18 protein-coding genes and 1 tRNA gene are annotated in these 26,216 nt (G+C 58.1%); 6 read left to right on the plus strand and 13 right to left on the minus strand.

Going from position 1 to position 26,216, the window contains the following annotated elements:
• Positions 1 to 107: 107 nt before the first annotated feature.
• The 4 genes from H6F75_RS04950 to hetZ form a co-directional block, all read right to left on the minus strand.
• Positions 108 to 1,307 carry an aspartate aminotransferase family protein gene (locus H6F75_RS04950; RefSeq protein WP_199303760.1) on the minus strand — a complete coding sequence of 400 codons (1,200 nt, stop codon included), beginning with the start codon at positions 1,305 to 1,307 and terminating at the stop codon, positions 108 to 110.
• A gap of 288 nt (positions 1,308 to 1,595) precedes the next feature.
• Positions 1,596 to 3,887 carry a DUF3488 and DUF4129 domain-containing transglutaminase family protein gene (locus tag H6F75_RS04955; RefSeq protein WP_242019693.1) on the minus strand — a complete coding sequence of 764 codons (2,292 nt, stop codon included), beginning with the start codon at positions 3,885 to 3,887 and terminating at the stop codon, positions 1,596 to 1,598.
• A 63-nt stretch (positions 3,888 to 3,950) separates the two neighbouring features.
• Positions 3,951 to 4,949 carry a hypothetical protein gene (locus H6F75_RS04960; protein WP_190749817.1) on the minus strand — a complete coding sequence of 333 codons (999 nt, stop codon included), beginning with the start codon at positions 4,947 to 4,949 and terminating at the stop codon, positions 3,951 to 3,953.
• 25 nt (positions 4,950 to 4,974) lie between these two features.
• Positions 4,975 to 6,123 carry a heterocyst differentiation protein HetZ gene (hetZ, locus tag H6F75_RS04965; protein WP_190749825.1) on the minus strand — a complete coding sequence of 383 codons (1,149 nt, stop codon included), beginning with the start codon at positions 6,121 to 6,123 and terminating at the stop codon, positions 4,975 to 4,977.
• Positions 6,124 to 6,488: 365 nt separating this feature from the next.
• Between hetZ and H6F75_RS04970 the strand changes: the two genes are divergently transcribed.
• On the plus strand, positions 6,489 to 6,962 hold the full coding sequence (locus H6F75_RS04970; RefSeq protein ID WP_073607888.1) for a hypothetical protein: 474 nt from the start codon (positions 6,489 to 6,491) through the stop codon (positions 6,960 to 6,962).
• 53 nt (positions 6,963 to 7,015) lie between these two features.
• A tRNA-Val gene (locus H6F75_RS04975) sits at positions 7,016 to 7,087 on the plus strand.
• Positions 7,088 to 7,155: 68 nt separating this feature from the next.
• On the opposite strand, the gene H6F75_RS04980 is transcribed toward H6F75_RS04975, so the two are convergent.
• Complete coding sequence (locus H6F75_RS04980) at positions 7,156 to 8,175, minus strand: AI-2E family transporter (protein ID WP_190749827.1); 1,020 nt, start codon at positions 8,173 to 8,175, stop codon at positions 7,156 to 7,158.
• Positions 8,176 to 8,625: 450 nt separating this feature from the next.
• Here H6F75_RS04980 and H6F75_RS04985 point away from each other — a divergent pair, with 450 nt between their 5' ends.
• The 3 genes from H6F75_RS04985 (at position 8,626) to H6F75_RS04995 (ending at position 10,919) form a co-directional block, all read left to right on the plus strand.
• Positions 8,626 to 8,784: a YqaE/Pmp3 family membrane protein gene (locus H6F75_RS04985; RefSeq protein ID WP_190630608.1), complete on the plus strand. Its 159-nt coding sequence runs from the start codon at positions 8,626 to 8,628 to the stop codon at positions 8,782 to 8,784.
• Between the two features lie 502 nt (positions 8,785 to 9,286).
• Positions 9,287 to 10,108: a DUF1206 domain-containing protein gene (locus tag H6F75_RS04990; RefSeq protein ID WP_190749829.1), complete on the plus strand. Its 822-nt coding sequence runs from the start codon at positions 9,287 to 9,289 to the stop codon at positions 10,106 to 10,108.
• Positions 10,109 to 10,196: 88 nt separating this feature from the next.
• On the plus strand, positions 10,197 to 10,919 hold the full coding sequence (locus H6F75_RS04995; protein ID WP_199303757.1) for a phosphatase PAP2 family protein: 723 nt from the start codon (positions 10,197 to 10,199) through the stop codon (positions 10,917 to 10,919).
• 18 nt (positions 10,920 to 10,937) lie between these two features.
• Here the strand turns inward: H6F75_RS04995 and H6F75_RS05000 are convergent, their stop codons facing one another.
• The 4 genes from H6F75_RS05000 to H6F75_RS05015 all read right to left on the minus strand — a co-directional run bounded on the left by H6F75_RS05000 (position 10,938) and on the right by H6F75_RS05015 (position 20,276).
• Positions 10,938 to 17,117 carry a PAS domain S-box protein gene (locus H6F75_RS05000; protein ID WP_190749831.1) on the minus strand — a complete coding sequence of 2,060 codons (6,180 nt, stop codon included), beginning with the start codon at positions 17,115 to 17,117 and terminating at the stop codon, positions 10,938 to 10,940.
• 448 nt (positions 17,118 to 17,565) lie between these two features.
• Entirely contained in the window at positions 17,566 to 18,810 is a 1,245-nt protein-coding gene (locus H6F75_RS05005) for a DUF445 family protein (RefSeq protein WP_190749833.1), read from the minus strand.
• Entirely contained in the window at positions 18,797 to 19,534 is a 738-nt protein-coding gene (gene ubiE, locus H6F75_RS05010) for a bifunctional demethylmenaquinone methyltransferase/2-methoxy-6-polyprenyl-1,4-benzoquinol methylase UbiE (protein WP_190749835.1), read from the minus strand. Before ubiE ends, H6F75_RS05005 begins: the two co-directional genes overlap by 14 nt.
• A 217-nt stretch (positions 19,535 to 19,751) precedes the next feature.
• Positions 19,752 to 20,276: a type IV pilin-like G/H family protein gene (locus H6F75_RS05015; protein ID WP_190749837.1), complete on the minus strand. Its 525-nt coding sequence runs from the start codon at positions 20,274 to 20,276 to the stop codon at positions 19,752 to 19,754.
• 227 nt (positions 20,277 to 20,503) lie between these two features.
• Here H6F75_RS05015 and H6F75_RS05020 point away from each other — a divergent pair, with 227 nt between their 5' ends.
• Positions 20,504 to 21,514, plus strand: a complete 1,011-nt coding sequence (locus H6F75_RS05020) for an NAD(P)-dependent oxidoreductase (protein WP_347710609.1) — start codon at positions 20,504 to 20,506, stop codon at positions 21,512 to 21,514.
• A 116-nt stretch (positions 21,515 to 21,630) separates the two neighbouring features.
• Here the strand turns inward: H6F75_RS05020 and sppA are convergent, their stop codons facing one another.
• The 4 genes from sppA to H6F75_RS05040 form a co-directional block, all read right to left on the minus strand.
• Positions 21,631 to 23,466 (minus strand): signal peptide peptidase SppA, encoded by a 1,836-nt coding sequence (sppA, locus tag H6F75_RS05025; RefSeq protein WP_190749840.1) that lies wholly within the window; start codon positions 23,464 to 23,466, stop codon positions 21,631 to 21,633.
• Between the two features lie 31 nt (positions 23,467 to 23,497).
• Positions 23,498 to 23,695 carry a twin-arginine translocase TatA/TatE family subunit gene (locus tag H6F75_RS05030; RefSeq protein ID WP_190517404.1) on the minus strand — a complete coding sequence of 66 codons (198 nt, stop codon included), beginning with the start codon at positions 23,693 to 23,695 and terminating at the stop codon, positions 23,498 to 23,500.
• Between the two features lie 98 nt (positions 23,696 to 23,793).
• On the minus strand, positions 23,794 to 24,996 hold the full coding sequence (locus H6F75_RS05035; protein ID WP_190749842.1) for an aspartate aminotransferase: 1,203 nt from the start codon (positions 24,994 to 24,996) through the stop codon (positions 23,794 to 23,796).
• Entirely contained in the window at positions 24,993 to 26,177 is a 1,185-nt protein-coding gene (locus tag H6F75_RS05040; RefSeq protein WP_190749844.1) for an iron-containing alcohol dehydrogenase family protein, read from the minus strand. The genes H6F75_RS05035 and H6F75_RS05040 overlap by 4 nt, the downstream gene beginning before the upstream one ends.
• Positions 26,178 to 26,216 lie beyond the last annotated feature (39 nt).

Consider the following 26,216-nt stretch of genomic DNA (forward strand, 5'->3'; position numbering starts at 1 on the left):
CTCAATCAAAAATAGTCGGTGGTCGAACGGAGTCAAAACCACCGACTATCTCAGCGTCAGCTCGGAATGAGCAAAGTGTTCCGACAATCTACCGATTAACTCAGACGTTACTCAGCATGCTCCCGCTTAACCAACAGGGCCACAGCTTTTTCTACTGTCATTAGCGCTTGCTGCACCTCGTCAGCACTGACGTTCAGCGGTGGCACAAAGCGTACAACCTGAGGTCCGGCAGGTACCAGTAGCAAGCCTTCATCGATGGCGGCTTTGACAATATCCACTGACTTGATGGTGGAGTTGGGCTGAAGCACCAGGCCGTTGATGAGCCCCCAGCCGCGTACCTGCTCGAGCAGGGCAGGATACTGCTGCACCAGGCGTTGTAGGCCAAACCGCAACTGCTCACCGCGCAGCTTCACGTTGGCCAGCAGGTTCTCAGACTCTAGGGTCTCGCACACGGTGAGGCCCACTCTGCAAGCGAAGGGGTTACCGCCAAAAGTGCTAGCGTGGTCGCCGGGTTCGAACACCGCACAAGAAGCCTTGCACAGCAGCGCCCCAATCGGAATGCCGCCGCCCAGCCCTTTGGCTGAGGTGAAGATGTCGGGCTCAATGCCCAGGTTCTCAAACCCCCAGAGGGTGCCGGTGCGGCCTACGCCCACCTGTACCTCGTCGAGAATCAGCAGAATGCCTTTTTCGTCGCAGAGCTGGCGAATGCGCTGGAAGTAGGCAGCATCGCCGGGGCAGACGCCCCCTTCGCCTTGCAGAGCCTCCAGCATGATGGCGGCCACCTGAGGCGTCGCGGCGTCGAGTTCTGCCACCAGTGACTCCAGAGCCGCAATGTCGTTATAGGGGACGTAGGCGAACCCCGGCATGAGCGGGTCAAAGTTCTTTTGGTATTTGGGCTGGCCGGTGGCGGTGATGGTGGCTAGGGTGCGCCCGTGGAAGCTGGCTTGGGCCGTAATAATCAGCGGATTGTTGATGCCCCGCTGGGTATGGGCGTACTTGCGGGCTAGCTTGATCGCCCCTTCGTTGGCCTCGGCACCGGAGTTGCAGAAAAAGACGCGATCGCAGCAGGAATGCTCCACCAGCCAGTGGGCCAGCGCCCCCTGCTCAGGGATGTAGTAGAGGTTTGACACATGGTGCAGGGTTTGCATCTGCTGGGTCACGGCTTCGATCATTGCCGGGTGGGCGTGACCCAGGGTGCAGGTGGCGATGCCTGCTACAAAGTCTAGGTAGCGACGGCCCTGATCATCCCACACAAAGCTGCCTCGGCCCTTGGTCAACGCGATGGGGAAGCGCCCGTAGGTGGTCATCACGTCGGCATCGAACTGGGCCGGCGAGAAGGTGGTGCTGCCGTTGGTCGCAATATTGAGCGACTTGAGGGAATTTTTGACGAGGGTTTTTAGGCTCACGGTGGGGATATGGGGAGTGGGGGGTGAGGGGTGGGCGAGTGAGGGATGGGGCAGTCAGAGCGACATAGCGGTTAATTGCGCTAGCCGCCAAATCACCAACAGCCCTAATTCACCGACTCAATCCAATGGATCGAGCATAGCGGAAACCTCAGGAAAATCAATGATTATCCTGAACTAATCGGTGTCGGGTTAGCGACGAATAAGCCGCTGGTGGGGATAGTCCTTTTTGCGAATAGTCTGCAATTTTTCGCTTAGGTAAGCAAGGTTTTGAGGTTCACCGCCATAGCGCCAGCGGACGTAGGCGTGAGTGATTTCGTTGGCGGCTTGGGCAGGCTGAGGTCGGGTCTGCTGATAGAGGCGCTGGCCATACTCGATGGGGGTTTCAGCAGGGGTTTTGCCGAGGCCCTGGTGGGCAAACCAGGTCAACATTTGTTGATATAACCGCTCGGTGGGCGCGAGCTGGTGCAGCTGTCGGTAGCGCCAGCCTCGGCGTAGGCCCAAAAAGGCTAGCCAGGCGATGAATCCGAAGGCGGTGGCGATCGCGATGCCCAGCAAAATGCCTACCCAGCCCAGGTTCAGCAACGCATTGAAGGTGCGCAGTAGGTACGCGATCCCGTCGCTGAGTAGCGTGATCAGGCCATCGACGAAGCCCACCAGGGGAGAGGGCAGCCAGCCAGCCAGCCAGGCCCAAACCCGCCGCACCGTGCTGAAGGTTTCGTACTCCCTGAGACTGGGCGGAATTAGCTCATGGCCAGGGATGGGATCGAAGCCAAACCAGCCGTACTGGGGAAAGTAAACCTCGGTGAGGGCATAGGCATCGGTGTTGCGCACCACATGGAACCCGGTGAAGGGGTTGAACTCGCCCTCCCCAAACCCGGCCACTAGCCGCGCCGGAATGTCGATGGAGCGCAGCATGATAGTTAGCACAGTGGAGAAATGGTCGGGATAACCCCCCTGGGCTTGAAACAAAAAGCTCTCAACCAGATCTTGCTCGGCGCTGAAAAAGGGCAGCTCGGGCTGAATGGTGTAGCGCTGCTTGAGGGCTTGGGCCAGGTAGAGAGATTTTTCGTAGGCATTAGTTAGGGGCACTGGGGAGGTGGCGAGCAGCTCTTGGGTTTTGGCCCGCACGGGCTCCAAAATCTCCTCGGGCACCTGAAGGTAGTGGGAGCGAATGCCGGGGGGATAGCGGGTGCCCGCCTGGCCCAGCAGGGTGCGATCGCGAAAGGGCACTCGCGATACCACTGTATAGGTCATACCCTCCTGAAGAATCACGGGCGACCTGAGACTGCCTTCGGCATCAATCGCCACCTCTCGGGTGGGAAAATAGAGCTGCTTAGGCTGATACATGGCCGGAATCAGGTTAGGCAGCTCGCTAACCAGGGTGTAGGTCTGCACCACCTCTCGATTGCGAGCCAGGGTGGGGTCGGTGGGCAAAAAGGTCTGGGCCGAAAACCGCGATCGCTTCAGCGTTTGAGCATCATCGTTGCGGGAAATATCCCAGCCCTGACCCGTGTAGGTGTCGAAGGCCAGCACCCGCCAGAATCCCGGCGCCTGTGACCTGACCCGCATCACCACCTGGGGGGTCATCGTGCCCCGCAGATTTTGATTTATCCGCTGGTTAAAGCCGTAGTAGGAAACGGTATCCACTACCCCCGGCCCACTGGCCTTACCCTGGCCCCGGATAGTGCCAGCACCGTCGCCAAAGCCGTCGCCCTCCCCATCTTCACCCTCGGTGCGGTAAGCCGAGTTCAAAATATCTTCCCCTGAGAAATCCCCCGGTGTGTCAATCACTGAACTCACCGGAAAATTCTGGATTTGATAACCCGGCAGCCGGGGCAAAAAGACAAAAATTAGCAGCCCCAGGCCTACGATTAGCCCCATCAAGCTCAAGAATCGCCCCAGGGTCGGTCGCAGCTTCATCTCGCCCCAAGCGATCGGCCCTAGCCCCAGCCGCGACTGGTAGTCGAGTCGCAGCACCGGTACTGCCAGCGCCAAAAACAGCAGCAGCAGCGGCGCAAAGGCCAGGGTCTGACTAATGGTGGCAGCTACCCCCAGCAAGATCAAGCCAATCATCATCGAGTAGCCCAGGTCTTTGCGGCGGGGCAAATCAAAGCTGTGCAGCACTTGCAGCTGCACCAAGAGCTCCGCTAGCACAATGCGGGTGTCGCCGGGCGCTTCAAGCAGCCGAGAAAAAAACGCCGCTAGGGCCACCAGCATGCCGATGGCGATAAAAAATTTCATTGCGATGTTGCGATCGCGCCGCCGCTGCCAGCTAAAGGTAGCCCCCACCGCGCTCAGGGGTATAGCCAGCAAATTCCACCAGGAGGCTGCCGTCACCCCGGCAGCGGCTACCACCACCGAGCCAATGCCTACGGTAACCAGTCCCTGAACCAGCACCCGCAGCAGCCGCGAGTCTTCGATTTCATCAAGGGGAATGGGCCGGGTCAGGGGAGAAGAGGCGAGCCAGCGGGACGCGACCATAGACAAACCAGAGGAGGGTCGCATCTATGCTAACCGCTGGGCTAGCCTCTGCCCAGAGTCACTCTAGCGCTCAGCAATCATCAGCTGAAAGCTCAGGGGAGCTACCTGGGTCTGCCCCAGGCTGACATCCAAACGATGTACAGCACCGGGCTGGGTGGTCAACCGCAGCACCAGTTCGCCAGGGGTAGAGCGTTCGGAACCGACAGTTTCACCCAGGCTAGTCAGCACCAGGCTACCGTCCGTCGGTAGGACTGCTTTTACCTCCAGTTGCTCCGCAGCGTAGGTCGCCTGCACCGTCAACAGCCCAGAGGCCGTCAGCCAAGTCTGGGTCTGGGTGGGGTTAGCCTCTCCCACCGTCAGCGATAGGGCTTCAAAAATGCCCTGGGCGGCCAGCATAGCTAGCGCCACCTGCTGCTGCGTCGAGGCCGTAGCGTAGTCTACCTGGTCCAAAGACTCGGTTTGGGCCGACCGGTAGGCCGGTCGAGCCACCAGCCCGGCAATGTACTCCAGGGTTTGGGGTTGATCCGGAAACAATCCTTCAACCGCTGCGACCAGTCGCCGACCGGTTTGGCGAATGTCTTGGGCCACCTGCTGGCACTGGTTGAGCAAGTCGGCCAGCACATCTTCAGGCACATCGCCGGGAACCGAAAGATTTCTAAGGTGGTCTAACCAGATAGAGGCGGCGCTAGGACGCAGAGCATCGGGATAGTCTTGCAGACCTTTCTCCCAGGGAAACAGAGGCGGGCGATGGGCAATTTCTTGCCGCAGGCGGCGCTTCAAAAGGGCTTCAAAATGGGGTTGCACAGTGGATAGGTCTCCAGAGTCAAAGACGGGGGTGTAGTTGGGGTTGAGCGCATCATCCTCTGAAGCCGCTGGCGCTGGGGTAGATGTCTCAGGATCAGGGTAGACCGAAGGGGTAGGCAATCCTGCCCCCTCTAGCTCCGCCGTGTCAGCGTCAGCAGCCGGGAAAAAGCGCGTTCCTGATGGTGAGTCATCCGCCGAAAGTGGCTCTAGCAGGAGCTTTAGCAAGAGGTCTTCGGGGATATCTGAGTCTCTATTCATGGCCTGATCCGGTCTGTCCGGATATTTAAACGTTACGAATTTCCCACGCGTGCTCTAGGAGCTTAGTCCACTGTTTTTGAAATTGGGTAGCGGTTATGCCCATGATTTTAGCGGCTTCGCCATCGGGTATGCCCTGCTGTTTGAGGGAGAGCAGTCGGGCTTGCTTGGTGTTGAGGCTGTCTTGCAGCTGTTGCCACTGCTGGGCAGTCAGGCCCAGGTTGGTTTCTAGGCCGGCCTCTAGCCATTCATGCACCAATTCCCAATGATGGGACAGGGCAAAGCGTAGCAGGTGGTACTTAAACCGCTGCTGGAGATAGTCGCGCTGGCGGGGCGTCAGCCCCAAGAGAGCCTCAATTTCGTGGGTGGGCAGATCAAGCAGTCGCAGGGTGAAGTAGTCGGCACATTCATCCTGGTTGCGCTCTTTGAGGTAGGCCAGCAGCTCTTCAACTACCCGTCCCCGCAGGGAATTTTCGGGCAGGTCGTCGGACTGGGCGATCATTTCTTCGCGCACCCGCTGGTGGGAAGCGGCAGGGCGGATGTCGTCGCCGTCGCCACCGTAGTCGGTGGCCTGCTCGATGTCGATGGCGACTTCGGGGGGCTGCTGCTTGGAGAATGTTTGAGCCCGCAAGATGATCAGCTGTTGGCTGCGTCGACCCGGCAGCGGAATGCGCCGCTTGCCATAGCGCTCAGAGAAGGCCATGAACTCAGCCAGCTCCAGCAGAGTGCGGGGTTGGTAGCGATCGCCCAGCTGATTTTCCCGCCGAAAGGCGTTGAGCGCTTCGACGTAGAACCCCTGCAAAAAATCTTCGATCAGCGCCAGTCGGGCTGGGTAGCTAGTCTGCACCTGGGGCGGCGTAATGTAGCGGTACACGATGGCGCTGAGCGTGCTGTGCAGCTCAACGCGGCCCTGGCGCGATCCCAGGTTGTAGTATTTGAAACACTGATCCAGGCGGTGTTTGCCCAGCGATTTGGCCCAGGCCTCGACATCGCCCGACGACTGAATGCGATCGCTCTCATTACAAATGCGATGCACCTCGCTGGCCAGCCGCTGAGCGATTACCCGGCACCCCGCCTCCGGGGCACCAGTACCATTCTTTAACTCTTGGTAGAAAAGCTGGCTAAGCGAATCCACACTCAACGCACAGATACCCTGACTCAATCTGGCTATCCTCAAAAAGCTACACAGACCCGTGAAGCGATATTCAGGTATTTTTAGGAACGTGGTGGATGCGCCCGCTGCAACTTGGGACGAGCTATGGCAGTTGTTAACGAGACCAATCTAGACGCAGAAGGTAGAAAAGTCTGGGTCTAAGTAGATTGATTACCCAAGAGTTGCAAGCTACCCAACAGCTTAACATCTGTCCGTAATTTTATGGATGCGGGGCGGGGCACCTCGCCGGTAGCCCCCTGCGGTAAAGTGATGCTAGATCAGGTGCGATGGTTCCATAAAACAGTCTTCGACTATCGCCGTCTCTAAAGAATCTCCTGGCCCAAGCCGTCACCCCCAACGCTAGCCCCAACTATCCCTCGGAACCCGCTATGGATCTTGATGCCCAAGTTGCCTCCCTTCAGCACAGTGCCCCCAACGATGGCGTAACTAGCAATGCCATTACTACCATTGCGCCCACCCTCAAGGCGATCGCCGGGCAGCTCAAGCATGAGCAATACTACGTGCTGCAAACCCTAGAGCAGGGCTGGATGATGACCACCCTCAGCAACCGTACCCAGCCCAATAGCCAAAAGAATATTGTCTACGCCTACCCTACCCTGCAAGACGCCGCTACCAGTCAAGCCACCGTCAAAGATCCTCAGGTCATGGCCTTGCCGGTGCCCGTGGTGCACATTCTGTTTCAGCTGCTGGCTATGCAGCCCATCGACAGCCTGATCTTTTTTGAAACGCCGGGACAGGTAAGCCAAGGCGTCGAGATTCGCCGTCAAGACATGCAGGCACTGATTCAAGCCCAGCTTCAGCAAGCCCAACAGGGCAGCCCCATCCCTCCCGATATGGCTTGACCTAAAATTTTCGCTAAACTGCTCCAGAAGATGTGCTATCTTAAAAAACCCAAGGGCGATTAGCACAGTGGTAGCGCGCTTCCTTCACACGGAAGAGGTCACTGGTTCGAAACCAGTATCGCCCATACCTTAGTCAGGCAATGTTTGCAGCTTTTCTGCAAGCATCGCTTTATCTAAAAATACTCTGACCATCCTAGTGCTGGTCTAAAAAGCCTCTTACCCAAAATTCGTCTAGCCACTGTTGAATAATCAGCGTTAGGGGCAGAGCTAGCAGCAACCCTAAAAAGCCGAAGAATGCGGCAAACACAACCTGAGATAGTAGCGTTATGGCTGGCAGCAGAGAAACCTGCTTTTTCATAACCAACGGAGTCAAAATATTACTCTCGATCTGCTGAATCACGATGTAGAGCACGACTACCGCGATCGCTTTCCAAGGGGCTTCGAGCAGGGCGATCGCAACAGGCGGAATCACACTGATAAAGGGACCAAGATTAGGGATGAACGCTAGCAGCCCTGCCAGCAATCCATTAGCAAAGGCTAGGGGAATGCCCAAAATCCAGAGGCCGATCATGCTCATCAGGGCGATGATCGTCATGTTGAAAAGGATGCCGATAAACCAACCTGCGATCGCCTCTTCGCAGCCGTCTAGCACACGGCTCACCTGTTGCTTTCTAGATGACGGAAAAACCCTTAGAAAGAGTCTTCGGTAGGCCGTCGGGTTTAGCAGCACCATGACGATGACAACCGACACCAAAAGCAGGTTAAATACAACGGTTAACGTGTTAGAAAACCACACTAAAAATCGACCAAATAGGATCTCTAGATCTAACGCTTGCAGCTGTCCTAGGATAGCCTCAAGGCTTCGAAGATCCTCAAGGGAAAAACCTGGCACAATGTCGCCTAAGGCCATTATCCAAGATTGCGATCGGTCAATAACTTGGCCGGCTAGACCCACCAAATCCTGGAGCTGATCAACAAAAGGAGGGACAATAATGATCCCAAACGCCCCTACAACTAGTAAAACAGCGCTGGTTAAAAGAAGAACAGCTACTCTGCGATCGGGAATTCGTTTTTGTAGAAGTCTGACGGCGCGGTTGAGCACTACGGCAAAGGTGATTGCTGTCAATGCCAGCAGCAGTACGTTACGAATCTGCCAAAAAATATAAAGACAGATTCCTAAAAGTACTAAGCTTAACCACTGACTAAAAATCACTTATGGATTCCCTGCAACACAAACTCAGTTAAAACTACTTACAAATACTTGAGTTTTCATAAATTGCAGAACTTTACCGTTCCGATGCAGGAGCATTAAAAAATAAACATGTTAACTATCGAGATACTGTTATTTGTTTTTGCTAGTAATGCACAAACGAATACCCTATATCGTTGGCAGGTTTAATATCTGGTAAGTATTCTTACCAAAAGATTCGTTTATGTGTAGAAATGCAACTTTGCTTCTAACGGGATTGAATCCTAACTAAATTCGAAACCTACCTTCCTACTTGAAATTTATGACTGCCGAGGTTGGATGGTCATCTTCCTCAAGAATCATATTGATTTAGCTATGCCTTTGTGTAGATAGAGGTAGTAACCAAAGATAGATGCCATACTCACGCAAACGTCTTTTAATTGGAGACAGATAAGAATTGGGTTAAAAAATCCTATGGATATTGTGAGGCTTATAGCGGCCATTTTTCTGCCACCCCTTGGAGTTTTTCTTCAGGAAGGGATCGGCACTCAGTTTTGGATCAATATTTTGCTGACGCTTTTGGGCTATATTCCCGGCATTATTCATGCTGTCTGGATTATCGTGAAGCGATAGACGGCATCCGTATTCCTAGGGTTTTTATGCTGCGGTTAAGCCTTGCTTTCTTAAAAGCAAGGTATTTTTTTGGATTTTTCCATCTTAATTTTTCGGCAAGTATTTTTGTTTGATGTTCCCATTCGTGCATAAGACAGCACCTTTGCAGCTGCCTTCTAAAGTTTGCTGGTTGCTTTACTTAATCTAGACTTTCTGCTGAGCCTAGGGAGGGCTGTTAACCGCTGACCTTTGATGTTGACCAGCGAGCCTAGGTCTTCTTGGAACTAGGAAAAATACCGCTAACGCAAATGGTTATTCTACTTTGGCAATGCCGAAAGGTAGAGTTGTAACTGTCGAGAACTCTAGCGTGGGAAGGATGGTTCAGACTGATTTAACGGGTATAAATCTATTACCTTCAGTAGAGTACGTCTAGCTGAGATGAAAGTCTTGGTGAAACTTTGGAGAAATATTTCCCTCGGTAGTTTTGTTTAGAGCTATAAAGCTAACCGTATAGGTAGTGTCAATGAACATTCAAGAATTAACTCCTCAAGGACAACAGCCTGAAAAGTGGATCGAACGCTTAGCGCGATTTGGCTATGCTGCTAAGGGAATTGTCTACATGATTGTCGGATTGCTGGCTGTCATGGCTGCTTTTGACTGGGGTGGGAGAATAACGGGCACCGAGGGCGCTTTTCAAGCGATCGCATCTCAACCTTTTGGCAAGCTCATGCTGTTTCTAGTAGCCCTAGGGCTGTTGGGGTATGTTCTCTGGCAGTTTGTGCAGGCAATTAAAGATCCAGAGCACCAGGACAGCGGAGCAGCAGCCATCGGCAGACGCCTCGGCTACGCGGCTAGCGGGCTAATTTACAGTGGCTTAGCCTTCTCTGCTCTAAAGCTAGTCTTTGGCAATTCTTCGGGCAGCGGTGGTGGCAGTGAACAGCAAACGGCCACATTGCTCTCGCAACCCTTTGGTCGATGGTTGGTAGCCGCCGTTGGCGTAGCCAGTGTGGCCTACGGGTTTTACTCGTTTTATCGGGCCTATTCTACCGAGTTTCGTCGCAAGCTTAAGCTGTCTGAGATGAGCGCTAACACCGAGAAGTGGATCACTCGCATTGGCCGATTTGGCTATGCTGCTAAGGGAGTTGTCGCCGTCATTATTGGCTATTTCTTTATTCAAGCGGCCCGGGCCGCTGATGCCAGCCAGGCCGGCACCACTGAAAGCGCTTTACAGGCCATTCAGAAACAGCCCCACGGAGCCTGGCTCATGGGAATCGTTGCCCTTGGTCTGGTTGCCTACGGCATTCATCTTGAGGTTCAGGCCCGCTATCGCCGTATTTCCCCTTAGCACCTCGCTGTATCTAGGTACATTGCCGACAAATAGAGGTGCTACCATACACCTCTTCTGGTTGTGGCGATAAGTAGTTGAACGCGGCATGGCACGTTGGGTAGCAGCTCAAACTTTCAGGCAGGGTTGGTATCGATTTTGGCAAGACTGCCGCAAAGTGCCTCAAGCGGTATGGCGGCGGTGGGCGGGCACGTTAGCAATCGGTCTAGGGCTGTGCGCGTTGGTCACTTTGGCACTCACCGTCTGGGCTAAGGGGCATGTCGACCAGGGTCTACAGGAGTGGGATGCGCGGCTGCTGCCAGTGCTGGCTGAGGGGGTGCCGCTGAGTTTTTCGAGGGCAATCACCTGGGAATCGCCGGGTAATTTACTCGGTGTGGTGCCTGTAGTGGGGGTATTTGTGGGGGTGATGGTGGCGCGATCGCGCCCTCTCCTGGCCGCCACTATGATGGCCGCCTACGGGCTACAATTTGCGCTGGTGTGGATTGGCTGGGGCTACTGGAACCGGGAGCGGCCCGATTTGGTGGCCGGTGGCATCGCGGCTCCGGGTCTGCATTCGTTTCCGTCGGGGCATGCGGTGGTGGTGATTACGGTCTATGGGCTGCTGGCTTACCTGTGGTGCCAAGCCTCTCGCAGCTGGATTGAGAGACTGCTGGTTATCCTGGGCGTGGTGTTTTGGATTGGCCTGATTGCTGGCTCACGCCTGGTGCTGGGGGCTCACTGGCCCAGCGATATAATCGTGGGGGTCATCGTTGGGTTGCTGTGGCTGACAACGGTGATTGTGGCCCTAAAACGGGTGGAAGACGCAATTTAGCGGCAGGACGAGGGGAAATTAGGGCTGGAGCAACTCGGCGATCGCCCGCAGTAGGGTCGCAGGTTCTACTGGTTTAGAAATGTGCCGCTGAAACCCGGCGGCGAGGGATTGCTCTCGATCAGTCTCTCTGACGTAGGCGGTCAGTGCGATCGCCGGCACCTGTCCGCCCTGCTCGACCGGCAACGCTCTAATCTGCTGCATCAGCATGTAGCCATCCATGTCGGGCATGCCGATGTCGCTGACTAAAACCTGGGGTCGGGCCTGCTTGAGAGCAGCTAAGCCTTCCTTGGCCGAGGCGGCAGCGACGACATGGGCCCCGGCCTGTTCTAGCAAGAAGGTGATGAAGGTGCGGGTATCGTCATCGTCATCCACTACTAAGACTTGAGTGCCTGGCAGGCTTAGGGAGGGCTGCTGGAGGGGGAGGTCTGGCTGGGCCAGGGCCTGGTGGGCGAGGGTTGGTAGGCTGACGGTGAATGTCGCTCCCATGTTTTCGCCAGGGCTGTCCGCCTGAATGGTGCCGCCGTGTAGCTCGACTAGGTGGCGCACGATCGCCAGCCCCAAACCCAGCCCGCCAAACTGTCGGGTCGTAGCGCTGTCGGCTTGGCGAAAGTAGTCAAAAATCAGCGGTAGAAACTCAGGCACAATGCCCTTGCCCGTGTCCTTGACAACGATTTGGGCCTGATTGACGTCACCCCGCACTAGACACACATCAATCCGCCCGGTAGCGGGGGTAAATTTAACGGCGTTAGACAGCAGATTCCACACCACCTGCTGTAGCCGGGTGGCATCGCCCGAGACCAGGCCAACGTCAGTTTCTAGGTGAGCTTCGATGTGAATTGACTTAGCGTCTGCCGCCAAGCGCACGGTTTCGATCGCGGCCCGGATGATGGTAGCTAAATTGACCGGGCTGGCCGAGATCTGGAGCTTGCCCCGCAGCATGCGAGACACATCGAGCAGGTCATCGATCAGTTCGGTTTGCAGCTTGGCGTTGCGCTCAATTACCGAGAGCGCCTGTTTGGTTTTGGTTTCGTCTAGGGTGCCGTTTTTGAGCAGGGTGGCCCAGCCGAGAATGGGGTTGAGGGGCGACCTGAGCTCGTGGGAGACCACCGCCAGAAACTCATCTTTGGTGCGGCTGGCGGCTTCGGCGGCGGCGCGGGCCGCCTGCTCCTGCTGGAGCAGCTGGCTGCGCTGCTGCTCTAGTTGTTTTTGGTCTTCAATATCGGTGGCGGTGCCAAACCACTTGAGAATTCGCCCCCGTTTTGTTTTGAGCGGTACGGCCTGATGCAGGTGCCAGCGATAGACGCCATCGGCCCGGCGCATGCGGCCCTCGGCCTGGTAGTTGCTGCCCTGCTGCTGGGCGATCGCCCAGTTTTGGCTGAGCACGGGAATGTCGTCGGGGTGCACTACGGCCTGCCAGCCGGTTGTTTTGATCTGCTCTGGGGTGAGCCCGGTGAAGTCGCACCAGCGCTGGTTGGCGTCGAGCAGTACCCCCTCGGCGTCGGCCGTCCACACCAGCTGAGGAATGGACTCGACCAGGTAGCGGTAGCGCGCTTCGCTCTGGATCAGGGCTTCTTCGGCCTGGCGACGATCGCTGAGATCGTTAATTAGCGCCACAAACCCTTCTACAACGCCCTGGTCATTGACGCGGGGCACGTAGGTGGCGCTCAGGTAGCGGAGGCTGCCGTCCTTAAACAAGATCGATCGCTCAAAGGTCACCTGCTGTCCAGCCAGCACCTGCTCTATGTAGGGGCGCACGTTTTCGTAGGCGGCGTCTCCCACCACCTCGCGAATGTGCTTGCCGTAGAGGTCGGTGGCAGACTGGCTAAACCAGTCTTCGTAGCCTTGGTTGTTAAAGCGATAGCGCTGGTCAGCATCGATAAAGGCAATCAGCGCCGGCACGGAATTGGTGACCAGCCGCAGCTCGGTTTCGCGCTGCCGCAGGTTTTCTTCTATGTGTTTGCGATCGCTGATATCCAGCACTGAGCCAATGTAGCCTTTGAACTGACCGTCTGCCCCAAACCAGGGGCTAGCCGTATCGATTGCCCAGCGATAGGTGCCATCCTTGGCTCGCAGGCGATATTCCAGCTGAAAGCCTGCCTGGTGCTCATTAGCATTAAGAAATGTCTGGCTAGATGTTGCTTGGTCGTCTGGGTGAACCACCTCTAACCAACCCAGTCCCAGCCCGGTTTCCTCAGTTTGCCCGGTGAAGTCGTACCAGCTTTGGCTGAGGTAGGTGCAGTAGCCGGTCGAATCCGTCACCCAGACCATGACGGGCGCGTTGTCGGCCATGCTGCGGAAGCGTTCTTCACTCTCGCGCAGATTCGATTCCATGCGCTTGCGATCGGTGATATCAATGGCAGCGCCGTAGAGCACCTGCCCGTTTGAGTGAAACCGAGCATTCCAGAGAAACCAGCGGTAGGAGCCGTCTTTGTGGCGATATCGGTTTTCAAAGGCCAACGTTTCGCTGCCGGCAAACCCTTGGCTAGCTTCCCTCACCGATGCCGTCACGTCGTCGGGATGGACAAACTCTACCCAGGGGCGAGCCAGCATCTCCTGAGTAGTCCAGCCGAGAATGCGCTCAAAGGTAGGGCTGACCCACTGAAAATAGCCGTTAGAGCCAGTGATGACCTGCAGATCTGAACCCACCGCGAGAAATCGCTCCCGGTCCAGCTCAGCTTTTCTGCGATCGCTGATATCGGTAAACAGAATGGCAAACCGATGGCTCTGGGGTTTACCCACAACAAAGGCGTTGACGTCAAACCAGCGGCCTATAGCCGCAGATTCATGCTCAAACCGATGGGGCTTCCCTGTCAGCACAATTTGGCCATAGGTCTCGACCCAGAAAGGCTCCAGGTTTGGCACCAGTTCCCGCGCCGTTTTGCCGATCGCGCCTTGCAGCCCCGTCAGCGTTTCAAAAGCGGGGTTGACCTCTAAAAAGCGATAGTCCACTGGTTTGCCACTGTCGTCAAACAGCATCTCACAGGCACAAAAGCCCTGATCCATCGACTCAAACAGGGTGCGATAGCGATACTCACTGTCGCGCAGGGCCAGGGTGGCGCGATCGCGCTCAACGGCAATGCGGGCCATCTGGTTGCCGAAGCTGGCCAGCTGGTATTCCCACAGGGTGGGCTGTCGAGCCTGGCCAAAACAGAGCATGAGTGACCCCACGGGCCGCCCCTCCAGGTCTAACAGCGGGGTAGAGTGGCAGGCGCGAATGCCGTGGGCCAGGCAGAGATCGCGCCAGGTAGCCGACCAGCGATCGTCGTTGGCAATGTCTTGGCAGGTAACGGGCTGCTCCGTATACACCGCCTCACCGCAGGTGCCGATGTAGAGGTCATTAGTGGGGGCACCCTTGAGTGCTTGGCCAAAGGACGGCGGAAAGTCTGGGGTAATCACCCCAACAAACTGCTGCTGTTGAGTATCGCTCAGCAGCACACCAGCCCGAATCTGGGGATTGAGCCGCGATACCGCGAGGCAGACGGCGGTCAGACAATCCTCCAGGGGGTGCCCTGAGGCAACCAGCTCTAGCAGGCGGTTTTGCTCTGCCAGCAGCAGCTCGGTCTGCTTGCGTTCGGTGATATCGAGAGCGGTGCCCAGCAGCTCAATCGCCTGCCGCGATTCGCCCTCCCCCGCAAAAAGAGCTTGACCACTGGCCATAATCCAGCGCTCGGTGCCGTCGTCCCACACAATGCGGTAGTCAATTTCGTAGGTGCCCATCGATGACGGTTTCAGAGCCGCACTGACGGCGCTGATCACCCGATCGCGATCGTTGGGGTGCACCCGCTCTGTGATCTGGGCCAGTGACAGCGGCGTCGCTGTCTCGCCCCAAATTTCCTGCATGCGCTCGTCTAGCTCGACCAGATTGGTTTGCAGGTCGTAGCGCCAGGTGCCCAGCTGCGCCACCCGAATGGCCAGCCGCGATCGCTCCTCACTCCGTTGCAAAGTGGCTTTAGCCTCTTGCCGCAGCTGCGCCAGCTTCAGGGTGGCCTCAACTTTAGCCAACAGCTCCCGCGCCGAAAACGGCTTAATCAAGTAGTCATCGGCCCCTGCCGCCAAACCCTCAATGCGGGACTCTTCCCCCGCGCGGGCCGACAGCAAAATAATCGGCAACTCCTGGGTCTGACTGTCGCTCCGCAGCTGCCGCAGCAGCTCGAAACCGTCGAGCTCGGGCATCATCACGTCCGTCAGCACCAGGTCGGGGCGCTGCTGGCGGATGGCGGCGATCGCGGCTCGGCCATCCCTAGCCGTCTCGACGGTGTAATGCGGGCTCAGCAGCCGCTCGACGTAGTCGAGCATGTCGGCGTTGTCGTCGGCGAGGAGGATGTGGGGGAGTGAGGGGGTGGGGAAGGTGAGGAGGGTGAGGGAGGGATTTTGGGGCTCGGTGGGGTGCCAGCGCAGGGCTTCTTGGAGGTAGGGGGTGGCTCCGGTGGCGGTGGAGGGTTGGGTGCGGGGGCTGTGGATGCGTTCGCTAGGTAAATGGTCAGACCCGGTGGGCAGGGTAATGGTGAAGCAGGTGCCCTGGTCAACCTGGCTAGTGACCTCGATGGTGCCGCCGTGCAGGCCTACCAGCTCTTGCACCAGCGACAGCCCGATGCCTGAGCCCTCGTGGGTGCGGCCCCTGGCTCCCTGCACGCGGTGAAAGCGCTTAAAAATATGGGGCAGATCCTCGGGCGGAATGCCCGTCCCCGTGTCTCGCACCTCCAGCTGAATCTGGTCGGGGCTACCGTGCAGAGCCACCGCAATTTCGCCCTCAAAGGTAAACTTCAAGGCGTTAGAGAGCAGATTCAGCACGATTTTCTCCCACATGTCGCGGTCCACGTAGGCAGGGGTCGCCAGGGGAGGGCAGTCTACGATCAACCGCAGTCCGGCCTGCTCCACCGCCGACTGAAAGACCCCCGCCAGGTCCGTTGTCAGCTGGGCCAAGTCGGTAGGTTCATAGCTGGCCTCAATTCGCCCCGCCTCAATCCGAGAGAAATCGAGTAGGGTGTTGACCAGCTTTTGCAAGCGCAGCGCGTTGCGATAGACCAACTCCAACCGCTGCCGCTGGGCGGCATCTTGGGTGTCTTGCAGGGCTGCTTCCACCGGCCCCAGCATCAGGGTCAGCGGCGTGCGAAACTCATGGCTCACGTTGGAGAAAAAGACCGTCTTGGCGCGATCGAGTTCGGCCAGCTTGTCAGCCCGCCGCCGATCTTCCTCGTGGGAGCGGGCATTGGCGATCGCCGCCGCAATCTGCCCGGCAACCTGCTCAAAAAAATCGCGATAGACCGCGTCCACGCGACGGCGGGGGTTGGCTACCGCCACTAATACCCCCACGGCTTTGGCCTGCCCCGGCACCAGGATGGGCAAGACCATGGCTTCCTGGGGGGGCTCCGGCCAGGGGCTGCCCGGCAGATGGCCAAAGCGGCTGACCAGGTCATCGATGGTATGAGCCTGACCGGTCTGCGCAACTGAGGCGATCGGCCAGCTTCCGGCCTCATCCTCAACGGTCAGGTCAACCTGATCAGGCATCGTGGGCAACCCCAGGGCAGACCCAGTGCTCCCGCCGAGATGGGCTGTTTTGCCATCGGCGTTGACGATATAGAGCAGCGCCAGCGGCACGTCGGCCGAGCCAGACTTAAGCGCCTCTGCCATCAGGCCACAGGCATCGTCAACGGTCTTGGCGCTGCCTGTGCGCGAGGCCAGTTCGCGCAGCAGTTGGGCGCGGCGATCGTTCAACACCCGATAGGTGGTTTCACTGACCACGTTGAGAATGCCGTCAATTTTGCCGCCCTCCCCTTGAATCGGGTTGAACGTATAGTCAAAAAAGCATTCTTCGTCATAGCCAAACCGATGCATCACTAACAGCGTGTCGCTGTAAAACACGCCCTCGCCTGTAGCAAACACCTTGGCAAAATCTGGGCTAATGTCGTCCCAAATCTCGGGCCAGACTTCGTCGGCCGGGCGGCCCAGCGACCAGGGGTGCTTGTCTCCTACGATCGGTCGCCAAGCGTCGTTGTAGAGCAACCAGCAGTCTGGTCCCCAATAGATAGCCATGGGGAAGCGGGAATTCAGGCAAATGCTCAGGGTCGATCGCAGACTCTGCGGCCACTGCTCAACCGCGCCCAACGGTGTTTTTGACCAATCGTAGGAGCGCATCAACGCCCCCATCTCACCACCGCCCCCAAACAAATGATCAGCCGCCTGCTGATGCTGGACCATTTACAGCTCTCTCCTATCCATACCCAAACAAGCCAGGGGCAACCAGAATCTTCAGCCTCTAATCGACTGAGACGATGACAGCGATCGAGGCACCTTCCAGCTTTCGGTTTCCTCAAGCTGCCCGTCCTAAATTGCCCGGAAGTAGTGGTCTAAGTGTTGGCTTGGAAAAAAGAGTATTTTATAAAAAGAGTCTGGCTAAATGAACGCAAGCCGCTCAAAAAGCCTAAAAGAGAAGCTGTAGTTTTCTTGGGATTTAATTTATTCTCGTTATAAGATTAGCAGCAAGAATCCGTCCGAAGAGAGATAAAGTACCGCCAACCCATGTACCTAAGTTTTCACCGCTGCCTAGGCTGCTGCCCAGGCATTGATGCCCCACCGCCAGTCTAACCGAGCTTTGAGGCTGGCAAATGCTTCATGGTTTCTCTAGCTATAGAGCAAACCGTGACCGCTAAACACCACCGGAACGTTGAAAATAGAAAAACCCGGATTGCAGTAGCCCGATCGCAAACCCTAAAATGCCGCCCAGATTTACGATCGCCTGCAGCTCACTGCGCACAATGCCCTGAATTGCCAGCTCCAGATCCTTGGCCGAGGTGCCCCGCACCCGGTCGATAATCACCTGGTCAATATTTAAAATTGGAATGATCTGCGCCACCAGTGATTCTAGATCCCGCTCTAGGTAGCGCTCTAAAATCAGCGCCAACTCTTCACTCACCGGGTCTAAGGACTGGGTGATCACCTCAGAATTTTGCAGGCGATTGAGCAGCTGGGTAGCCAGGGTTTCCCAATTGACCGAGTTGCCTAGATTTCTGACGAACTCTGGCCCCAGGGTGCGGATGTAGCCCTGCAATGACTCGCGCAGGTTGCGGCGCACCTGGCGCACCGTTGACACGGGCAGATTTTGCAGCGACACCCGCTGGAGTGACTCTTTCAAACGCTTCTTGAGCTGAAGGGCCACCACTAGCTCGGCAATGCGCGCGTTGCTGACCTCTCGCTCGTCGAGGCAAAAGGCCCGCAGGCGGCTCAGGGCGTTGCGCACGCCAAACAGGTTGGCCACCACCCAGTAGGTGCCGCTAGTGCGTTCCCGAAAGATGGTGTCGATCACCTGAATGTTGCGATCGGTGAGAAAGTCGACGGTCAGCTGGCGCAGCTTATCAGGGGGGAACACGCCGCTGAGTAGCCAGGTGGCGATCTGGTCAGCTTGGTCGGCCGTGAGCTTAAAGTCGAGCAGCACCTGGTCAAACAGCTGGTTGAGCTGGGGCTCTAAAAAGTCTTCGCGCCGCGCCCAAACGCGAACCAGGCGAGGCAGCGTTTTGCCAAACAGGTCTTGCAAAATCGCCCCGGCAATTTTGGTGGTGCGGTCTTGGGCGCGGCTCTGCACCTGATCGAGGGCGAGCTGCAACAGCCACTTGATAGCCGCCTGGGTGCGATCGGTCTGCAGCAGCCGCCGGGCCAGTTTTTGCAACTCCTCAGGGGTAAGCAGTGACCCCATAATGGTGTCAGAGATGCGCTGGGCCAGCCGCTCCTGGTTGCTGGGGATTAGCCCCGGGGTAAAGGGCAACCGCCGCTTGCCCAGGTAGATAGGGCGGTAGGGGCGAAACAGCATTTTAATGGCGATGTCATTGGTGAAATAGCCAATGATGCCGCCCACAATGGGCGGCGCCAGCAGTAGCCACAGCTCAGACCCGGTCATGGCAACTCACCACCAGCACCCCCATTAGCCCCCCGGCAATGGGGTAGTGAACGGCCTGCTCAAACCCAGCCTGGCGGGCGAGCTTCACCTGTTCTGGCCCGGTTGGGAAGCGATCGACGCTGGGGCCGATATAGGCGTATTCGTCGGTTAACCCCATTTGCTCAGCGGTGGGTACTACTAACGTTTCTAGGTACCAGCGCTGAAACTGCTCGGCTACCCAGCCCTGGGGTCGATGAAAGTCGAGGATGGCGGCGCTGGCACCGGGCTTGAGCACCCGTCGCAGCTCGGCTAGCCCCTGGGGAATGTCGGTGAGGTTGCGCAGGCCGTAGCCCATGGTAGCGGCATCAAAGGTGTTGGCCTCAAAGGGCAGGGCCAGGGCATCGCCCTGCACCCAGTGCAGCGGAGCGGGCAGGTGGGCACGGCGGGAGCGCTCCTCAGCGACCGCTAGCAGTTCCGCCGAGAAGTCAAGACCGTACACTGCACCTGTGGCGCCTGCTTGGTGGGCCAGCAATAGCGCTAAATCGCCGCTGCCGCAGCAGACATCCAGCACCTGCTGCCCGACAGCGGCACCGCTCCAGCGTACGGCCATGCGCTTCCACACCCGGTGCAGCCCAAAGCTGAGGCGTTCGTTCAGACTGTCGTACACCGGGGCAATGCGATCAAACAGGCCCTGAATATCGGTAGCGGTGGGTGGGGCGGTTGGGGGTGGCTGGGCAAATCCCACGGTGAGTGCAGTAGAAGAGTAACCTTTACTGTAACGCTGCCCCTGTCCCTCAGCCACGGTAGTTCGTAGTGTTTGTTACATCTGCGATCGCAATCGGGTCAGCCGTGGCAAATTTGGGGACACCGCTGAGGTCCTAGAGATAAGGTTCTGTCTCCCACCTCAAGCTTTAGACCTGACACCGCCTACCTCATATTCTGCCCACCGCCCTAGCGCAGCGCTATAGCGTATTGCAGTTGGCAATTTGCACCTGCCCTGCCACCGCGATCGGCGTTGGAGCGGGGACGCCTGCGGTACTGCCTTGGCAGATGGCCGTGCCTAGTCGGGCCAAGCCGTTGGGATCAACGGTGGCAAAGACGACCCCGGCATAGCCTCGCAACGCCGGGTTGGTAGGCATAGCTTGGGTGCTGGTAATTTCTAGGCCGGCACCTCCGGCGGTCATCGTATAGGTGTAGTCGGGGGGAGCATTCTCCCTAGCAAAACCCAGCTCGTCGGTGGAGGTGGCAAAGCGAGAATGTTCTACAAAAAATGCCTGCTGGGCTCGATTGACCGTACCAACATATTTCAGCGCTCTGGCCTGTTTGGAGCGGGCCGCTTGATTGAGAAAGCTAGGAAGGGCTACAGTTGCCAAGACCCCGAGGATCACGACCACAACCATTAGCTCAATGAGGGTAAACCCTCTATCCCTCTGAACAGAGATCGAGGATGGGCGATGGGCAAACTTATAACGGCTTAGGTCAACCATAGCAACGAAAATCAGGATAGAAATTGCAATGCCGTCTACGCAATTTCTCGTAGAAAACCGGGAATCTTTGCTGAGTTTCATCTGATCTTTAAAGCGGTTGCGGGCCGCTGCGAAGAAAAACCCAAAGACAGAAATTATGCTTTGGTGAGGCCTTCAGCTCCGAACAAACGCCTAGCTCTGCCAAAACCGTCTAAACTGTCTGACTATAGCTGTTGAACCTGAGCGATTTGGACACTCTTTCCTCTACCGGCCCAAGCCCTGACTGCCTGCGTGTATTTATGACGGGGGCCAGCGGTTGCATTGGCCACTATATTCTGGAGCTGCTGCTGGAGAGCGATCGCTACGAGCTATTTTTGCTGCTGCGTCACCCCGAGAAGCTACAGCTGCCCGTGCAAGGCAACCCCAGGGTGCACATTCTCCAGGGTGGCCTCGAAAATATTGAACCCTTCGCTGACCTGCTACCTACCATCGACATCGCTATTCTGACCGCTGCGGCTTGGGGTGGCGACCCCGCCTACGTAGAAGCGATCAACGTTGAGGCCAACCTGGGGCTACTGGCCCGCCTCGATCGCGATCGCTGCCAGCAGGTGATCTATTTTTCCACCGCCAGCATTTTGAGCCAGCGCAGCGAACCTCTGCCCGAAGCCGGGGAAATTGGCACCGACTACATTCGCACCAAATACGAATGCCACCACCGCCTAGGTGAGCTGCCGGTCTACGACAGAATTACGACGGTGTTTCCCACCCTGGTATTTGGGGGCGACAAAGAAAAGCCCTACTCCTTTATCTCAGCAGGGCTCAAGGATGTCACCCGCTGGATCGGCCTAGCGCGCTTCTTTCGAGCCGACGCGGGGTTTCACTTTGCCCACGCCCAAGACATTGCCACCGTGGTGAATTATCTCGTCGAGCACCCCTCTACCCAGGGCTACCGCGAGTACGTGCTCGGCAACCCGCCGCTGACAGTGAACCAGGCCGTCGAGCAAATCTGCGACTACTTTGGCCAACGCATCTGGTTTCGTATTCCCCTGTCGATGTGGTTGACCGATGTGCTGATTAAGCTATTTCGGGTGCAGATGGCTCCTTGGGACTATTTCTGTCTGCACTACCGCCACTTCGTCTACGCTGGAGCCGTCAGCCCGGCCAGCTTTGGCATGGAGCCCTACTGCTCGACCTTAGCCGATCTAATGCGGGTGCATGGTCTGCCGGGGGTGCGGCGGCGGAAGAAGATTAGGGGGTGAGGCGGATAGGGAAGATGAGGCAGCTGGGGAGGATAAGGCAGGTGGGGAAGTTAGCAAACTGAGTTCTCTCTTCCCTCATCCCGCCATTCCCTCATCTTCCTCATCCCGCTACAGCTCTACTTCACCACAAACTGATAGGGCATCAGCATATAGGCGCCACGGGGATCGTTGAGGGCGCGCAGGATTTGGGCATCGTCAACGAACTGGAGCACCTGGGTCGTCAGCGGGTCGTGGGTCTCGGTCTGGGCGACTTCGGTGCTGAAGAAGCCGCGCAAGAATTGCTGCAACTCGCTGGGTTCAGGATATTCTTGCAGACGCCAATCATCGCCCAGCTCGGCCAGCTCAACAGCGGTGGTAATCGCTGCATTCACCCCCCCCAGCTCGTCCACCAGGCCCAGCTCGAGGGCTGCTTGGCCTGACCATACCCGGCCCTGAGCCAGCTCGGCCACCGCCGGTCGCGCCAGGTCGCGGCCTTCCGCCACCCGGTCGAGAAAGCTGTCGTAGATGGTGTCGACGGTGCGCTGCAAAATCGCTAGCTCAGCCGCGGTTTTGGGCCGGGTGCTGGAGAAAATATCGGCCAGCTCAGAGGTTTTGACCCCGTCCCAGTTGACCCCTACCTTGGTACCAAGCTCTTCAAGGTTGAGAAAGATGCCGTACACCCCGATGGAGCCGGTGATTGTCGTGGGCTGGGCCAAAATGGCGTCGGCCTGGGAGGCAATCCAGTAGCCGCCGGAGGCCGCCACGTTGCCCATCGACACCACCACGGGCTTACCCGCCTCGCGCAACAGCTGAACTTCGCGCAGAATTATTTCCGAGGCGGTGGCGCTGCCGCCGGGGCTGTTGACCCGCAGCACCACGGCTTTGACCTCGTCGTCCTGGCGCAGCTGGCGCAGCTGCCGGGCCAGAGCATTGCCCTCAATAATGCCGGTCTGGCTAAAGTCGCCGTCGCCGCCGTCGACGATGGGGCCTTCGGCGTAGACTAGAGCCACCTGATTGGCGGAGCGGCGGCTGGTGAGGGGGTCGTCAACGGTGGCAGCATAGCCTGCCAGGCTGATCTGGCGAAAGTCGAGGTCGCTGTCTTCTACCTCCTTATCTCCCTCGCCGGTCAGCTCCCGTAGGGCGGTGATCACTTCGTCTTCGTATGCGATCGCATCGGCAAGCTTCTGCGTTTCAGCTTCGGCCCCAAACAAAAACCCTTTAGTATTGGCGATGGTTTGCAGCTGTTGGGTCGACAGGTCGCGCGGTGTGGCGGCGGCAGTCAGCAGGTTTTGCCATACATCCCCCAGCAGGCGCTGGGTTTGCTCTCGCTCCTCGGGGCTCATGGTGTCGCGAATCAGCGGCTCGACCGCCGACTTGTAGCGGCCCACGCGGGTGACCTGCACTCCCACCCCCAGTTTCTCCAGGGCGTCGGCCTGGTACATGGTCTCGGCGTAGAGGCCGTTCATTTCGATCTCCCCAAACGGGTTGAGGTAGATCGTGTCGGCCAGGGCAGCCACCGCATACTCCCGCTCGCTCCAGGAGATGTCGTAGGCAAAAATCGGCTTGCCCGCCGCTTGAAAAGCCGCGATCGCTGGCTGTATTTCGGTTTGGTTAGCTAGCCCAGCGCCCAGCGCGGTGCTGCCTTTCAGGTAAAGGGCTGTGATGCGATCGTCGGTGGCTGCCTCTTCGAGGGCCAGCACTGCCTGGCGCAGGGTCAGCTCGCTGGGAACCTGGGTGCCAAACACCAGGGCGCTGGGGTCAATCGCCTCTGGCGAGTCAGGAATCACCGTGGAGAGGTCGTAGACCAGCACTGTGTCTTTCTCGACGGTGGGGGCATCGCCTTCTTTGCCCAGGCCCGCCACGATCACTCCCACTAGCCCCACCGCCCCCAGAGTGAGCAAAAAGCCCAGCAGCAAACAGAACAAAATCGACCCAGTCAGGCTGGCCAGGGTGTACTTCAAAAATTGCCGCATGGGGATAACGCTAAGGGGTTAAAAAGGCAAACTATCGATATACGTCAGCGTCTTCAGCGTCTTCGTAGGTGTCTATAGCCGCGTCGTCGGGGGTTTGACTCATTTCTTCTTTAAAGCCGCGCAGGGTTTTGCCCAGGGCGCTGCCCAGTTCAGGAATTTTCTTGGGGCCGAAAATCAGTACGGCCACTCCGATGACGAGAACGACTTCAGTCCAGCCGAGGTTAAACATGGCGCTAGGGAGGTTGGAGGTTTGTCTAACTATACAGCCTGGGGCCAGAGGCCGGGCCAGAAACCGAACTAGGGGCAACTAGCACCCCAGTTCGAAGCCTACACCGCCGCTGTCTCAGGGGCGAAGCGGAAACCCGCCTGACGAATGCGATCCATGGCGACAGCGAGGCGATCGCGTTCGGCAATTAGGCTGACGCGAATGTAGCCCTCGCCGCCCGGGCCGAAGGCGTTGCCGGGGGTGACCACCACCCCAGTTTCTTGCAGCACTGAGAGGGCAAAGTCGGTCGAGGTGCTGTCGGGGGGGCAGGGCACCCACAGGTACATGGTGGCCTGGGGTTTTTCCACCGTCCAGCCCAGGGAAGCAAACTCGTCGACCAAAAAGTCGCGCCGCGACGAATAGCGCTGCTGCACCTCTTCTAAGTAGTGGTCGGGCAGCGACAGGGCTGTTTCTGCCGCCCGCTGTAGGGCCGCAAAAATGCCGTAATCAAGGTTGGTCTTGAGGGTGCGCAGGCCCTGAATAATGTGGGAGTTGCCCACTACAAAACCCACCCGCCAGCCGGCCATATTGTAGGTCTTTGACAGGGTGTGAAACTCAACACCGACCTCCCTGCCGCCAGGAATCTCCAGTAGGCTGGTGGGTTGGTAGCCATCAAAGGCCAGCTCGGCGTAGCAGAGGTCATGCACCAGCAAAATCTGGTGGCGGTGGGCAAACTCCACCGCGGCCTCAAAGAACTCACGGGGGGCCGTAGCGGCGGTGGGGTTGTTGGGATAGTTAAAAAACAGCGCCTTGGCCCGCTGGGCCACCTCCACCGGAATAGCGTCGAAGTCGATTAGCCAGTTGTTGGCGGCGGTGAGGTGCAGGTTGTAGATCTCGGCCCCAGCGATCGCCGGGCCGCGGAAGTGGGCTGGGTAAGCCGGAGTCGGCACCAGCACCAGGTCGCCAGGGTTAATAAACGCCATGGCTAGGTGGGTAATACCCTCTTTAGAGCCCAGCAGGGGTAGGGCCTCAGCGGTGGGGTCGAGGGCCACTCCGTAGCGGCGACCATACCAGTCGGTGATGGCGGTGCGGAAGCTGGCGGTGCCCTCAAAGGGCGGGTAGCCGTGGGTGGCAGCGTCGCCGATCGCCGCTCGGGCAGCCTCCACTACTGGCGCCGGGGTAGGGCCGTCGGGGTTGCCCATGCCTAAGTCGATTAGATCAAGTCCCTGTTCGCGGGCGCGGGCCTTGAGTTCATCTAGGCGGGCAAACACGTAGGGGGGTAGAGCGCTAAGGCGGTGAGCGGTGGGCATCCAGTCGAGGGTCATGGCTGCACCTCCGGGGCAACACTAGAGGACGAACGGGCAGAGGCAGAGGCGCGGGGCTTTTCGCGCAGTTCAGGACACAGAGGCGACACCATAGCCGCCATTACCGCTTCGGGGGTGACGGTAAACGGCAGATGGTGAATGTCAGACCCCTCGCGGCAGGCAAACTCGGCCACCTGCTGCAGCTGGCTCAGGGTCATGTCTCCCAGACCCAGGTCAGCCAGGGTTTGGGGCAACCCGGTCGCCTGATAGAAGGGCAACAGCTGCTGCCGAGCGGCCCGCGCCAGGGAAGCATTGCCCCCCATCTCTTCGAGGCGCAGTTGCACCAAAATGCCGTAGGCTACCTTTTCGCCGTGGAGAATGCCGTGGCTGGCGGGTAGCTGAGTGAGGCCATTATGCACCGCGTGGGCCGCCACGGTACGGCACTGGGCACCGCCGATGCCCCCCACAACTCCGGCCAGCAGCACCGTGGCATCTACAACCTCCTGCCACTCGGGACCGCCCCACTGGCGCAGGGCCGCTGGGGTTTTTTGCAGCAAAATGTCGCGCAGCACCCGCGCCTGCTGCACCGCCGCCACCATTAGGGTCTGCTGGCTAGTGCCACTGCTGATCGCAGCCTCGTACCACTTGGCCAAGCCATCGCCAATGCCTGCCACCAAGGTGCGTTGGGGTGCAGTGCGAATCAGGGCGTAGTCCAGAATAAGAAGATTAGGGCAGGTGTCTAGGGCCACGTCGTAGCGGAAGGCTCCCTGGTCAGAGTACACATTCGACAGCGCTGTCCAGGCGGCGCAGGTAGCCCCAGAGGTGGGCACCGTCACCACCGGCTGATTAATCTGGTAAGCCAGCAGCTTAGCGGCATCGAGCGCTTTGCCACCGCCCATACCAATCACCACATCGGCCTGGTGCTCCGTGGCGACAGAGTGCAGGTGGGTCAGGGTCGCTTCGCTACAGTCGTGGCCGTAGGCTACCGTCTGAGGCTTTAGGCCCGCTTCGCCCAGGGCCTTGACCAGGGGAGCAGCTAGTTCCAGACTGTGGCTGCCGCCAACAATCAGAGGACGCTGCCCCAGCCGGGCGATTTGTGCAGCGAGCCCCCCAGGCATCGCTGCCTGGGCCGTCAAAATGCCGTCTCCTCGAACAACCTGGGCCGGGGAAATGGCAAGGGTGGGCAGTTGAGCGGTGGTCATAGGTGGAGAGAGAGGGGATGGGTAGGTGGGTAGTTAGAA

The organism is Nodosilinea sp. FACHB-131 (genome assembly GCF_014695395.1).
GTDB lineage: Bacteria > Cyanobacteriota > Cyanobacteriia > Phormidesmidales > Phormidesmidaceae > Nodosilinea.

What these genes read in the sequence shown, in the direction of transcription:
- H6F75_RS04950 (WP_199303760.1), bottom strand. Translation starts at nt 1,307, where the DNA reads ATGACCACCTACGGGCGCTTCCCCATCGCGTTGACCAAGGGCCGAGGC.
- H6F75_RS04955 (WP_242019693.1), bottom strand. Translation starts at nt 3,887, where the DNA reads ATGGTCGCGTCCCGCTGGCTCGCCTCTTCTCCCCTGACCCGGCCCATT.
- H6F75_RS04960 (WP_190749817.1), bottom strand. Translation starts at nt 4,949, where the DNA reads ATGAATAGAGACTCAGATATCCCCGAAGACCTCTTGCTAAAGCTCCTG.
- H6F75_RS04970 (WP_073607888.1), top strand. Translation starts at nt 6,489, where the DNA reads ATGGATCTTGATGCCCAAGTTGCCTCCCTTCAGCACAGTGCCCCCAAC.
- H6F75_RS04985 (WP_190630608.1), top strand. Translation starts at nt 8,626, where the DNA reads ATGGATATTGTGAGGCTTATAGCGGCCATTTTTCTGCCACCCCTTGGA.
- H6F75_RS04990 (WP_190749829.1), top strand. Translation starts at nt 9,287, where the DNA reads ATGAACATTCAAGAATTAACTCCTCAAGGACAACAGCCTGAAAAGTGG.
- H6F75_RS04995 (WP_199303757.1), top strand. Translation starts at nt 10,197, where the DNA reads ATGGCACGTTGGGTAGCAGCTCAAACTTTCAGGCAGGGTTGGTATCGA.
- H6F75_RS05000 (WP_190749831.1), bottom strand. Translation starts at nt 17,117, where the DNA reads ATGGTCCAGCATCAGCAGGCGGCTGATCATTTGTTTGGGGGCGGTGGT.
- H6F75_RS05005 (WP_190749833.1), bottom strand. Translation starts at nt 18,810, where the DNA reads ATGACCGGGTCTGAGCTGTGGCTACTGCTGGCGCCGCCCATTGTGGGC.
- H6F75_RS05015 (WP_190749837.1), bottom strand. Translation starts at nt 20,276, where the DNA reads ATGGTTGACCTAAGCCGTTATAAGTTTGCCCATCGCCCATCCTCGATC.
- sppA (WP_190749840.1), bottom strand. Translation starts at nt 23,466, where the DNA reads ATGCGGCAATTTTTGAAGTACACCCTGGCCAGCCTGACTGGGTCGATT.
- H6F75_RS05030 (WP_190517404.1), bottom strand. Translation starts at nt 23,695, where the DNA reads ATGTTTAACCTCGGCTGGACTGAAGTCGTTCTCGTCATCGGAGTGGCC.
- H6F75_RS05035 (WP_190749842.1), bottom strand. Translation starts at nt 24,996, where the DNA reads ATGACCCTCGACTGGATGCCCACCGCTCACCGCCTTAGCGCTCTACCC.
- H6F75_RS05040 (WP_190749844.1), bottom strand. Translation starts at nt 26,177, where the DNA reads ATGACCACCGCTCAACTGCCCACCCTTGCCATTTCCCCGGCCCAGGTT.